General features: G+C 37.1%; 10 protein-coding genes. 1 reads left to right on the forward strand and 9 read right to left on the reverse strand.

The window, feature by feature from the left end:
• Positions 1–640: 640 nt before the first annotated feature.
• From D569_RS0119195 to tnpB, 3 genes are all read right to left on the reverse strand, one after another.
• Positions 641–1,450 carry a pyruvate, water dikinase regulatory protein gene (locus D569_RS0119195; protein ID WP_018934060.1) on the reverse strand — a complete coding sequence of 270 codons (810 nt, stop codon included), beginning with the start codon at positions 1,448–1,450 and terminating at the stop codon, positions 641–643.
• Position 1,451: 1 nt separating this feature from the next.
• Complete coding sequence (locus D569_RS0119200; RefSeq protein ID WP_018934061.1) at positions 1,452–2,102, reverse strand: helix-turn-helix transcriptional regulator; 651 nt, start codon at positions 2,100–2,102, stop codon at positions 1,452–1,454.
• 260 nt (positions 2,103–2,362) lie between these two features.
• Positions 2,363–3,496 (reverse strand): IS200/IS605 family element RNA-guided endonuclease TnpB, encoded by a 1,134-nt coding sequence (tnpB, locus tag D569_RS0119205; RefSeq protein WP_026287394.1) that lies wholly within the window; start codon positions 3,494–3,496, stop codon positions 2,363–2,365.
• A 295-nt stretch (positions 3,497–3,791) separates the two neighbouring features.
• Here tnpB and D569_RS0119210 point away from each other — a divergent pair, with 295 nt between their 5' ends.
• Positions 3,792–5,027, forward strand: coding sequence for an MFS transporter (locus D569_RS0119210; protein WP_018934063.1), 1,236 nt, complete (start codon positions 3,792–3,794; stop codon positions 5,025–5,027).
• A gap of 129 nt (positions 5,028–5,156) precedes the next feature.
• On the opposite strand, the gene D569_RS0119215 is transcribed toward D569_RS0119210, so the two are convergent.
• The 6 genes from D569_RS0119215 to D569_RS0119240 all read right to left on the reverse strand — a co-directional run bounded on the left by D569_RS0119215 (position 5,157) and on the right by D569_RS0119240 (position 13,097).
• Positions 5,157–5,906, reverse strand: a complete 750-nt coding sequence (locus tag D569_RS0119215) for an SDR family NAD(P)-dependent oxidoreductase (protein WP_026287395.1) — start codon at positions 5,904–5,906, stop codon at positions 5,157–5,159.
• Between the two features lie 22 nt (positions 5,907–5,928).
• A complete protein-coding gene (locus tag D569_RS0119220; RefSeq protein ID WP_018934065.1) occupies positions 5,929–7,401 on the reverse strand; it encodes a sodium:solute symporter family protein in 1,473 nt (490 codons plus the stop codon).
• A 154-nt stretch (positions 7,402–7,555) separates the two neighbouring features.
• Positions 7,556–9,292 (reverse strand): methyl-accepting chemotaxis protein, encoded by a 1,737-nt coding sequence (locus tag D569_RS0119225; RefSeq protein WP_018934066.1) that lies wholly within the window; start codon positions 9,290–9,292, stop codon positions 7,556–7,558.
• Between the two features lie 606 nt (positions 9,293–9,898).
• The gene (locus tag D569_RS0119230) at positions 9,899–11,611 is read right to left on the reverse strand and encodes a hypothetical protein (protein ID WP_018934067.1); all 1,713 of its coding nucleotides are present in this window, start codon (positions 11,609–11,611) and stop codon (positions 9,899–9,901) included.
• A 63-nt stretch (positions 11,612–11,674) separates the two neighbouring features.
• Positions 11,675–12,400 carry a hypothetical protein gene (locus tag D569_RS0119235; protein WP_018934068.1) on the reverse strand — a complete coding sequence of 242 codons (726 nt, stop codon included), beginning with the start codon at positions 12,398–12,400 and terminating at the stop codon, positions 11,675–11,677.
• A 7-nt stretch (positions 12,401–12,407) separates the two neighbouring features.
• Positions 12,408–13,097 carry a hypothetical protein gene (locus D569_RS0119240; protein WP_018934069.1) on the reverse strand — a complete coding sequence of 230 codons (690 nt, stop codon included), beginning with the start codon at positions 13,095–13,097 and terminating at the stop codon, positions 12,408–12,410.
• Positions 13,098–13,108 lie beyond the last annotated feature (11 nt).

Genomic DNA, 13,108 nt, shown 5'->3' on the forward strand with positions numbered 1-13,108 from the left:
GTATAAAACCTCAAAAAGTTAGCTGTCACTTAAGTTGTAGAGCTGCTTTATAGCGAGGGGCGCCCGCTTCAACTCCTGTGGGAACTGTTTTACCTGAAGATCCACTTTTTCAAGCGGTTATTGCTTGGAAAAGTTAGCTGAAGGTCAAACCCCATGGAAAGGGAAGCTGGCAGCCGGAGCGATGCTTTCCGTCTACATAACATTTCAAAATGACCACCTATGATACAAAAAAATACTATCATGTCGCGGTTTATATGCTTTCCTATCTGATAAGAAAAACCGGCAAACTCTGCCGGTCCTCCCTGTCACACTTTCAAATTAGATATAAACTGTGAAAGTTTTTTGCTAACATTTATTGAGCGGACATTGAGTACGTTATTTGACTAAAAATCACCCTTTTATCGATGTTAGCGGACATTGAATCCCTTATTTGGTTCATTTTGGCTTAAATGAGCACTATTTTCGATGAATAGCGGAATAGATGTCCGCGACCACGCTAAAAACAGCACTTTTGTTATAAATAACGGAACAAATGTCCGCACTCAGCTAAATTTCACCCGGTGATCACTATACTTCACACTTGAGTATTTGGTGTAAACTATTCTTGAAGTATGCATGGTGCTTATCTATGTATACCCCTTTAGCCTTCCGCACGCATTTTCATGATGACACCTGCTGTTTCTTCAATTGACTTATCCGAAACGTTAATGACAGGACAATCGAGTTTTTTCATCAACTCATTAGCAGTTTTTAATTCTCGCTTAATTTGATCCATGGAAGCATACTTAGACTCTGCAGGTAATCCTAACGTTTTTAGTCTTTCGGATCTAATTTTTAATAAGTGACCTGGATCAATGGTCAGCCCGACAATCATGCGATCAGCTGGTTGAAATAACTCTTCCGGAGCTTCCATATCTGGTAAAATAGGAAGGTTAGCTGTTTTAATTCCTTTATGTGCTAGAAATATGCTTAATGGTGTTTTAGAAGTTCTTGAAACTCCAATTAATACTACATCAGCTAGTAATAAACCTTTTACATCTTTTCCATCATCATATTTGACTGCGAATTCTACTGCTTCTATTCTTTTAAAATACTCTTCATCTAACACTTGGCGCTGACCAGGTTCTGGTTTCGGATTACCATTGAATGTGTCAATATACGCTTGCATCATAGGACCCATTACATCTACTGCTCGTATATCATAACGAATAGCATCTTGTTGCATTTTAGCTCTCAACTCAGGTTGAACAAGTGTATATGCAATAAAACTATCGTTTGACCTTACTTCTTGAACAATTGCTTCAATTTCTTCTTCTGTTTGGATGTGACTATATCTTTTTACTTGCACATCTCTACTAGTAAATTGTCTAACTGTTGCTCTTACAACCGCTTCTGCAGTTTCTCCAACTGCATCAGAACACACAAAAATAAACGACTGATTATCTTGCATTTTAAGACTCCCCTTTATGCTGTACTTCAGATCCCATGTTAACTAATGCTTTTACAATATTTGTTTTGGTTATTCGACCAATCACTTTATAAACTCGGCTGTTGTCAGTGTGTTTCACAACTGGTAAACTATCTACTTCGTAATACACCATCATTTTCGCTGCTTCGTAAACACTTTGATCAGGGGAAATCGTGTAGACTTTTGGTTGCCTTGTCATGACTAATTGCACTGGCATCGACGCCGCTTTAGGATTTCCTAAAGTAACCTTTAGTAGATCTTTACGAGATACAATTCCCTCTAATTGGTTATTATCATCTACAACGATTAATGTTCCAACATCCTCTAAAAAAAGTGATATAACAGCATCATTCACTGTTGTCGTACCCTTTACAGTAACAGCAACTCCTTGAATATCTTTGACAAGCGTTTGTTTCCAAATATCATGTTGATTCGTCTGATTTACATTCTTAGATAAAAAGTAACCTACTTTCGGTTTGGCTTCGATATGCCCTGTCATTACTAACACCGCTAAATCAGAACGAAGTGTGCCCTTGCTTACACCAAGCATTTCTGCAATTTGTTCTGCAGTAATAGGTTCATGCTTTGTTAAAATATTCATAATTTCTTTTTGTCTTTTAGTAAAATCGATCATAATCTTCCTCCCAGATTTCAAACCAAAACAAACGCAATGATTATAGGACCATCATAACATAATTTCAAAAGGGAAATGGGAAAGTACATAATAATATCAGATTAATTATATTTGAACTACCCCCACTTAACCTCCTTTCAGGATGTTTGAAGTGGGGGATTCTTGGGAACAGAGCGTACTTATTAGTTTATTTCTTCCCTAACAGTGGTTTCTCTTCTTTACCAAGCTATCCCCGTAGTCCCTACGGTTTTATTGGTTGTTTAAGCCGAAGCTACCATTCGTAATCCTTCGGCTAGAATATTTTTGCTCGCATTGACATCTCGATCGTGGTGAGTATGGCAAACTGGACAAGTCCATTCCCTTATCTCAAGCGACTTCTTGCCATCGTGATATCCACAAGCAGAACATATTTGACTTGATGGAAACCATTTACTTATTTTCACGATCGTTTTGCCGTACCATTCTGCTTTGTATGTTAGTTTGGATACAAAGCTCGACCATGATACGTCAGCGATAGATTTTGCTAGTTTATGGTTGCGCAACATTCCTTTCGTGTTCAAGTCTTCGATACAGATTACATCGTGGTTTTGGATGAGGTCTGTACTTAACTTGCTCAGAAAGTCCGCACGTTGATTCATTACTTTTTCATACAATCTCGCAACTTTACGTTTTTGTTTTTGATAGTTTTTGGCATCGAGTAAGTCGATCCCATTGTTTTTCGCATGTTGGGCACGTCTGGACAGTTTTTTTTGTTCTCGTTTTAATTTCTTTTCCATTTTAGTGGTGAAACGATGATTATCCACCTTTTGTCCATCCGAAAGAATCGCAAAGTCTGTCATACCTAAGTCGATGCCGATAGCTGATTCTGTTTTTTCTAATGGTTGGACATCTGTTTCTGCAAGAATAGAGATGAAATATTTTCCGCTTGGATTACGTCTGATGGTGGCATTTAGGATCCGGCCTTCGACTTCTCGACTTTTGGCAAAGCGAACGAGCCCGAGTTTCGGTAGTTTAATTTGGTTCCCTTCCATGGAGATATTTCCGTTTGTTTGCTTCGTTGTGTAGGATTGAACAGGATGCTTTTTGGACTTGAATCGTGGGGCTTTGTTCTGCTGTTTAAAGAATCTGGAGAAGGCATCGGAGAGGTTTTTTAGGGAGGATTGGATCGCAATGCTGTCTACTTCTTTTAACCAGCTCAATTCTTCTTTTAAATGAGGTAGTTGAGCAGAACAAGCGTTATACGTCAGTCCTTTCCCTGTTTCTTGGTATGTATCGTTCCATTTTGCTAGAAAATGATTGAAGACAAAACGAGAACAGCCAATGGTTTTCGCATTTTGTCTTTCCTGTTCTTTCATTGGGTAGATGCGAAATTTGTAGGCTTTGTTAACAAGCAATGCTTTCACCTCTCTCTGTATCACGATACATCTATTATACCATATTTTGTATGGTGGATCGGTCATTTCAGGAAAAAAAGAAAGCATGCAAGCACTTGAATAGTCGAACAATCGAGATGGCAAGTGAGCCATCTCTTGTCCGAAGGCAATTCATCTCCCACCTAATCATTTTCATTCCTTGAGGTGGGAGTCTTCTCGCCTATTGCTGATAAAAAAGGACGAATCACAATAGATTACAAATCTATTTTATTATTGTATGATTAAATTTAACGCTTACATGAGAGGACTTGTACATATGCATTTAAATAAGAAGACAAATTTTTATTTATTATTATTTGTGATTTTCGGAGGTTTTTTAATTTTTGGTGTCTCCGAAAATATAAAAGGTCCGGCAATTCCTGATATGCAACAGGAATTATCATTATCTGATGGAACATTGGGTGCTTTATTAGCAATTAACGCTTTTGGATTCTTACTTGCTTGTACATATACGTCTTGGCTGATTGCCAAAATCGGAGCAAAAACTACGAGTATACTAACCTTTGCATTAATGGCGATTTCTGGCCTATTTATCTATTTTTCTACTAATTTCACCTCTTTGGTAGGAGCTTATTTCTTACTATATATCGGAAATGGCATGCTTGAAATTAGTCTTGCGATCATTGCTGCTCGATTATTCACCCAAAATACTGGAACCATGCTGAATTTATCGCATTTCTTTTACGGACTTGGATCAACAGTTGCACCAATTGTTGCTGCACAAATGATGGGGTGGGAAATCAATGCCACTGTTTTAGGGTGGCGAGGTATGTATTTAATCATGCTCTCCTTATCGGTTTTGCCTATTATTCCAGTTGTGTTAAGTCGTTTTCCGAAAGAGGAAGGTGATGATGAAGAAGACCGAACATCTATCAAAAAATTAACCAAAGATCCAATTGCTTGGCTGATTGTATTTGCTTTAACAATGGGTGTTACAGCTGAATTAGGAATCGCAGCCTGGCTTGTTAACTATTTAGTCAAAGTTAGTGAATGGACCATTGCAGATGCTTCAGGTATGTTATCCATTTTCTTCTTTTCTTTTATGTTAGCAAGGCTTTTACTTGGCCCTGTAACCGACAAATTTGGTTATGCGATATCGATTATTGTTTTTTCTTTTTTGGCAGGTGTGTTAAGTTTAATCCCTATTTTTACTGGTGATCGTCTCGCTATTCTCTTTGCAATTGCTGGCTTCGGAATCGGCCCTATTTACCCAACAATGATGGCACTCTTAGCAAGGAAATATACAAAAGGAACAGATACAGCAATTACGTTTACAGTGGTTCTTATTGGAATAGGTGGTGTAATAACCAATTTAATTATTGGTTATATCATCGAATGGGTAACAAATCTCTCTTTCGGTACTACATTTGCAGAGAGTAACAAAATCGGAATGCAAACAGGTTATTTCTTTATCAGCATGACCGCGATACTATGTGGACTTGCAACGATAGAGATATATAGAAGATTGAGAAAAGAAGGAAACGTCTTATAGAGTGGTTTCTTTCATGCGATCTGTTTCTTTAAAGCATATACAGAACTATATACTGTCGGTGAGATAGATGTGTTCTTCTAATCTCACCAACAGTATTAGTTCCAAAAGGTAGGAAGATCTCAGTTCCTCCTAGATAAATACTGCCCCACCATTTGGGCTGATAAACTGACCACAGAAAAAGTCACCCTCGTTGGAAGCTAGTAAAAGTGCTGTTGCAGCAATCTCTTCCACTTTCCCTAACCTTTGAAGCGGGATATCTTTCTCTTTTTCAATCCATTCAGGTTCCATATCTGATAAGATCATATCAGTACCCACTGGGCCAGGTGCTAGAGTGTTTACTAAAATATTCGGAGCCAATTCTAAAGCAAGACTTCTCGTTAAACTATTTACAGCGCCTTTAGCAGCAGTATAATGGGTATAATTTGCCCTGCCTTTAATCGACAATTCAGATGAGATATTGATTATTTTTCCAACACTTTCCGGATCAATGATAGGGATAAAGTTTTTACACATGAGAAACACCCCTCTAAGATCTATATTCATCAGATGGTCCCACTCCTCTGTAGACATCTCAACTAGAGGTTTTTCCTCTCCAATTGTCCCAGCATTATTGACTAGTATATTAATTTTCCCAAATCTATCTTCTGTCAACTTAGCTAGTTGATTGATATCTTCTTCCTTGCTAATATCTGTTGGAACAGCTAAACACTCTACACCGAATGATTGGATCTGCTGGAGAACTGAATCGACATTTTCTTCATTGGGCAAATGGGTAAAAATGATATTTGCTCCTTCTTTAGCAAATTGAATAGCAATACCCTTTCCTATCCCTTTACTACCTCCTGTAATTAGTGCAACTTGATTTTTTAACTTCATCATAATTGCCCCTTTCTATGATTGATTAAGCGTTTTGTCCATGAGCTAATGGGATATTTTCATCATTTGAAGGTGTCGTCTCCACTTTATGAGCCTCTAGAGCTGCTTCACTAGGGGTAGTAAAGAAGGAAACGGCAAACATAACAATACCAGATATAAGAAAACTAAAGAATCCGGGAACTTGAAGTAGCGTCCAAATTAAGCCACCTTCACCTGGCAAAGGAACACCAAACATCGTTGTTGCTAAGTAAACAATGAGCCCTACACCAATACTCCACCACACGGCTTTTCCAGTTACCCCTTTCCAAAATGGCGGTATAACTAGTGGCCAAATTAATGTTACAAGAATGATATCCCATGCTAAGTATGCTAAGGATAAGATTTCCTCAAAGGCAATTGATAACACTAGAGCAACTAATCCACAAACAACAATTGCAATTCGAGAAATAAGCAGAAAGCGGTCTTGTTTTGGTTTCGAATCAATAAAATCTAAATAAATATTTTTAGTGAATACACCGACAGCTGCCATATAACACGCAGCAAGAGTTGACATCGCCATACCTGCCATAGCTGTCAGAAATAGACCAGCAAAGATAGGATGCCAATACGTAACGGTGTAAGTTAATAATAAAGGTTCTGCATTGTCTACACCTGGAAATATTGTCCTAAAAGCTTCCCCAATCATACCGGGCGTCCACGCAATTAATAAAACCACGATACCGGCAATGACCATTGATTTAGAAGCGACTTTAGGACTTTTGGCTCCACATACTCTTTGTCCTAAATCGGCTGCTGCTATGTCACCAATCGCTAGTACTAGAAATAACGACCAAAATTCTGCTCCTGCTTTTTGGAACAATTTATTAGGGTCCCACCACTCAGGGTTAAAAATAGTTCCATCTGATGTGACAGCTATCACCACTGTGACAGCAATAATGCCGATGACCGATATAATTCCATTCAAAATGTCAGCATACGCTAGTGACCATAAACCACCCATAATACAGTAAACTAAAGTTAAAATAACAAAAATAATAGCTGCTGCCCAAAGTGGTATATTAAAGATGGTTTCAATTATTAACGCACCACCGACAGTTAGTGCTCCAGCATTAAAAAAACCAAATGCGATAATGGTAATCGTTCCAGCAAAAGCCCCTAATTTTTTATCAGCAAATCGAAGACCGTAATAATCACCTATTGTCCAACCTTTTAGTCTTCTGAGAGGCTTTACCCAAGTAAATGCTCCAATTATCATACAAGTTCCTAAACCACCCATTGTGGCAAAAGCTTCCCAACCTCCTAGAAAGTAACCTGAATCAATTGCACCAAGATAAAAAGGTGCTGCAAGTAAAGCTGCTGTCAGACTCCATGTAACTAGGGGCAATGGAAGGTCCCAGTTAGCAACGATTAAATCCTCTGCGGAATTAACACGTTTATAGCCTTTAAACCCTAAATAATAGATTGCTATCATAAAAATAATAAAGATTGATATTATCATACGCTTTTTCCCCAATCTGTCTGTATATTTTACTCTGTACGAAGTAGTAATGTTCTCTTTCAAAATTTGATGTTGTCTATCTTGTCATGAGGAAAAATCAACAGCGAATAATTTCCTTTTTTTCACTGTTGATTTTATGGTTGCTTGTAATCTATTACAACTTGAATTGACCTACTAATTTACGCAGATCTTCAGACAATTTAGCAAGTTGCTCAGAGCTATCCGCAACACTTTCCATAGAACTACTAGTTTGTTGAGATGAAGCTGTTGTTTGCTCAACTCCAGCTGCCGCTTCTTCCGAAGTAGAGGCAATATTTTCAATTGAAACGCTCATCGTGTTACTACTTTGAGATATGTCTGCTAAATTACTAGAAACAGTTTGAATGTTGCTAGCCATTTCTGATAAAGAACCTGTAATGTTTTTAAAGGTTTCATCCGTATTTTTGATGAGATTTGTTCCATGTTCTACTTCTTTATATCCACCTTGTAATGATTGAGCTACATTACTAGACTCTGCTTGAATAGTATCAACAATTCCGGTAATGTCAGTAACAGATACGGAAACTTGCTCAGCCAATTTTCTTACTTCATCGGCAACTACCGCAAAACCTTGTCCATGTTCACCTGCTCTTGCAGCTTCTATTGCTGCATTTAATGCTAATAAGTTCGTTTGTTCTGCAATATCCATAATAACGGAGACAAGCTTAGAAATTTCTTGTGATTGTTGATCTAAGCCTTGAACTTTTTGAACGGCATCTTGTACAATTTGATCAATTTTAACCATTTGTTGATTAGACGATGCCATTAATGAACTACCATTTTCCGTCAATTCTTGTACTTGATTGGATGATTGGAGTATGTAATCACCATTCTTATTCGCATCTTTTACTTTATCAGAAAATGTTTCCATCAAGGAAGAAAGCTCTGCCACACTTTCTGCTTGTTGCTCAGATCCTGTTGCTAACTCTTCCATAGTGGTTGTAATTTGTTCAGAACCAACTTGTACTTCTTTTGCCGACTTATTTAACTCTTCGCTTTGGTTCGATAACACTACCGTTGTATTAGAAATACCTGAAATTAATTCTCTTAACTTCACTAACATATTGTTAAATGCTTCAGTTAATTTACCTACTTCATCGTTGGAATTGACTTCTAAATTTTCATGAGTCAAATCACCTTGAGCTATGCCTGTAGCTACTTGAACCACCCTATCGAGAGGTTTAGTCATTTGACGAATAACGATGTAAATAAGCACACTTAATACAATTACACTAATTACACCTATAATGGATTGAAGTAGGATCGCTCCATTAATAACTGAAGAGATATAATCAGCTGAATAATCAATACCTAGCACGGCAACCTGGTTACCTGATTCATCTTTTAAAGGGACAAAAACGGTTCGCCAAGTTCCAAAAGGATCTTCAAAAATATCTGTTACACTCGGCTCTCCTGTTTCCATAGCTTGATGAGCATGCAATAAGTGAATATCTGCTAAATCATTAAAAGACTCCCCTGCATTATAAATTTCATTTAAATTTTCTGTATATGCTACAGGAATAATACTATCTTCACTTTCCATCTCCCAAATGTAACTCCACTCCATAATACCTTGTTCATTCTTAATCTCTTCCAGCATTTGTTGTGCTTCTATGAAGCCTGGATCATTTTCACTATCAGCTTCAAGCATTTGACTCACTGTTTCCCCATTCAGTTGCATTGCAGTTAATATACCTACACTACGCAACTCCTGTTCCAGGTCATCCTGTGCATTACTTTCTAGACTTTGAACACTGAGCCAAGTCAATACTACTATACACAAAATAACAACAGGCAAGATAATGAGGGATATCTTGTTTCTTAATGATAAATTGGCAATTTTAAATTTCATAATAATCCACCTTTTCTGTATGATTGATTGTTGTGAAAGATAAGGAGTTTTATCCTTAAACAGGCATTCTATAGATATAAAGAATCAGGCATTACGCACCATTTCCAACTATACAACATATCAAGAAGATTGTAATGGGACTTTTAGATGAAAATTATAACTTTTTATCTAGGACTTAAGAATAGGTAACAAGAAGAATAGCTGATCGACACTTGAATCCATTTAAATGTTCATACTGATTAGAAAAAGCCTATCATACCCGCTTAACTTCATAATCTACTGAGGTAATGTTCGTTTCATGAGGAAAACTTTCCATGCAAATGAACAGTTTTCCGCGTAAAAAGTAAGTCTATCATTAGTCCGGTGTATGCTAAATATATTAACTTAACTCATTTAAAGAGCTCGCTTTTTTATTATCATTGCAATTGTTTATTGCGAAATCCTGCTCCTTTATTGCGAAATGGCTCTCGTTTGTAATTAGTCGAATTCAAAGGAAAAGAGCTTTGATAATATAAAAAAGTGACCCCTGTATAGCACAGGAGTCACCTTTCTTGCATAGTCTTTTTAAAGCAATGCTAATGCTTTATAGCAATTGTTTACTTTTTATTATTCAGTTAACTCTTCAATTACTAATTCTTCGACTGTTGCTGTTCCATTGTCTAATATTTGAACTTCAGCGTCAATGCTGTCTCCTTTTTCCAAGAAAATGGCTAGTGGTGATTTACTCGCATTTACTGTATAAATGGTCGAATCGTCTGTTAATAAAAATTGTACGATTTGCCCTTGTTCAGATGATGTAACTAATACGCGATCCACTTCACCTGTTACTTGCTCTGTCACTGTTTCATCTGTTGCACCAACATTGCCAGGGTCTTGTAACAAGGCCATTCGATAGGCATCTAGTGTTTCATTGGCAGTATCACCAAAGACAACAAAATCAGAATCATTCGCCTTGATATAAGCGTATTGCTTATGCAATCCATTTGGATCTAAGACATTGACCACCCATGTCGGGTTACCATCAACATTATAAAGAACTGGCATATAGCCTTCCCATTTTTTCTCAGGGAATTCTTTATTCACTATTTGTTTCGCACCTTCACTGTCCATAATTCCATTGTTCTTTTCTCCACCATAATAGGTGAGTTCTCCCGTTCTGGCATCTACTAACGTATAGCCTAAAGCTGAATCGATATTTTCCTTTGGTGATGTCATATCAGTAAAGTAGAACATGTCACCATTCTCATCAAATATTGGTGTTACTCCAGATTCTGAACCAGATTCATTAGGAATCTTAACGTCTCTTTTGCCAAACACACTATTCAACCAACCATGAATATATTTACCAAAGTAATTATTCTCTAAAGTAGCCATTTCAGAGCTGACAGAGCCTTCTATAAATTCTGGCGCTTCATTTGTATCAAACATCTGCATATCTCCAGAAGTAGGATCGATCACCACTACTTTCAAGTCTTCCAAATTCGGTTTATTCGTTACATGCATTGGGCGGTATACGGTTTGTACATACCAAGGCTTCCCATCATCATCGACTTCAATCTGTGCTTCACCACTTTGAATATAGTGTGGATACTTATTATAAATAACCCGTTGGACATATTTATTAAAGTAACTTGAGTTTGTATATTGCATGGCGCTATCATGAAATTCTGGTTGGGCATTTACATTCGTTGCTGAAATTGTAAAATAACCTGCTGTTTCTTTTCCTCTAAGATACTTCCAAAAGCCTGCAAATTCCACAGGTGCCACATAAACAATCTCTTCCTTAACTTTTTGAACTTGAAGCTTTCCTAGATCATAAAATTGCGGATTCGGTACAACACTCATTGCTTTCTGAATTTTATTTCGAGCAAATTCTGGTGCTACTGTGATTGGTGTTTCATCTTTAGTTAACGGTTCTGCCTCTTCTTCTTCTTGAACGGTAATACTCTGATGGGCTTCATCTAGTGTCGTAAATCCTAAAATAATTACAACAATTACCCCAATTAATCCTACGCCAAAAAAGAAAATAAGAGGACTTAATACCTTAGTTTCTACCTTTTCGCCTGGTTGAATCACATATAATAATAATGGCAATAACACTACTGCTACGATTAAATTAGCGATCAACATGTTTGGTACAGTAATCGCCGGCATCATAAAATAGAAAATGACACCTGTAATCACATAACCGATTACGAAAATAATCAGACCATGTTTCATAATCCGTGAAGCATTTAACGAAGAAATGCTTACGGTAATGATTAAGCCTACTACATATAAAAGCATTGCAATAACAGTTGCAATTAACACACCTATCATTCTAAATTCCTCCTCTTCTCACTATTAATTAATACGAACGAAAGAAAGGAAAGTTTCAAATTTTTATTGTAATTCATCTTCAGTTAGGCGAAGAATTGGCTTAATACCTCCACCAAACCTTGAGCCAAACTCACTCACCGTATAGTCATCAACTGACAATATTTTTTCATTTGATCCATATGGTACCCAACCAAACGTTACCTCTGTTGGAGGAGATGAAATGGTCAAAAAATCATCTACTTGATCGGAGGTTTGTTGGAGATCAACAATCACTTCTTTCCAAACACCTGAGATCTCTTCCACTCCGTATTTTTCCCTTGCTACATCGATTCTTTTCGTTAATTGTAATGCTGGGTAATAATAATTGTTTCCTTGCGTTGTGCCATACTGTCGCTCTCGTTGTCCAATTATTTCAACATAACTTAACGTGGGGTCCGGACGAACATTCCAAATTAAATACAGATCACTTTCGTTCAAATTCCATACCGTATAAGATCCCATCGCATTATGTCCCATCAGTAACCAATCATTATTTTGCCATTCCCAAAATGCTTGTGCATACATTTCATCTGTAGAGATGAAAAAAACTACAACGTGCTGTTCATCTAAAAAAATAATTTCCTGTATTTCCGCTACCTCTAGTTGATGATGTTCATTAATTTGGTCTATGATCATGTCTTCCGATAAAAAGGGATCTGGTTCTGAAAAATAGTAATGCCAGCCAATGCTAGAAACTACTATAAGTAGAATTAAAATACTAATGAAGATGACCGTTTTTTTATGCTTCATTCGTTAGTCACTCCCACAATCTCTTCTCCGTCTCAAAATAGTACTGTTGCTCCAGAGTAGAAATAAGCAGATGATAACCATCTTTACTTACATATACAACAGGAATATAACCGCTCCCCCACTTAGCTTTGACACCTTCTACTAAATAAGGGAATTCTTCAGTATGTTCTTGCTCCACATTCATTTGTTCATCACGCCATTGGTTAAAGTCTAGTTCTTTTCTTGTAGCTGTATCCAATGCTTCAGAAAATGTTTCTGGGTCCAATGAGATATTATATTCTCCCGAAGAATGAATTGTCTTTACCTCTGCATTTTCAACATTTGCCAGAAAGGTTTGCACTTCATCATCTGGATAAATTATCGATTGTAATAATATCGCTATTAGACCTGACAAGATAAATAAATAACTAGACAAGAACCCCCACCAGGCAAACGTACGTGCTCGCTGCCAACGCTCTGAATCCTTACGCATAAAAAAATAGACAATCCAAACACCTAAAGGTAAAACAGGAATTCTCCATTCATTTTCTATATTCCAATGAAAATCAAACGTAAACATTCCAACAAAAATAAGGATGGCAACTTTCCAAATCGCCATCTCTTCCTCATTCTTACGATAAAAATAGATAGCCCCTAATACAATCACTAGCCATACGGGAATATAAGATAGAAGCTCGACTACGTGGATAGTAATCATCAACACACCTC

Origin of the sequence: Gracilibacillus lacisalsi DSM 19029 (assembly GCF_000377765.1) — a bacterium.
Taxonomy (GTDB): Bacteria; Bacillota; Bacilli; order Bacillales; family Amphibacillaceae; genus Gracilibacillus; species Gracilibacillus lacisalsi.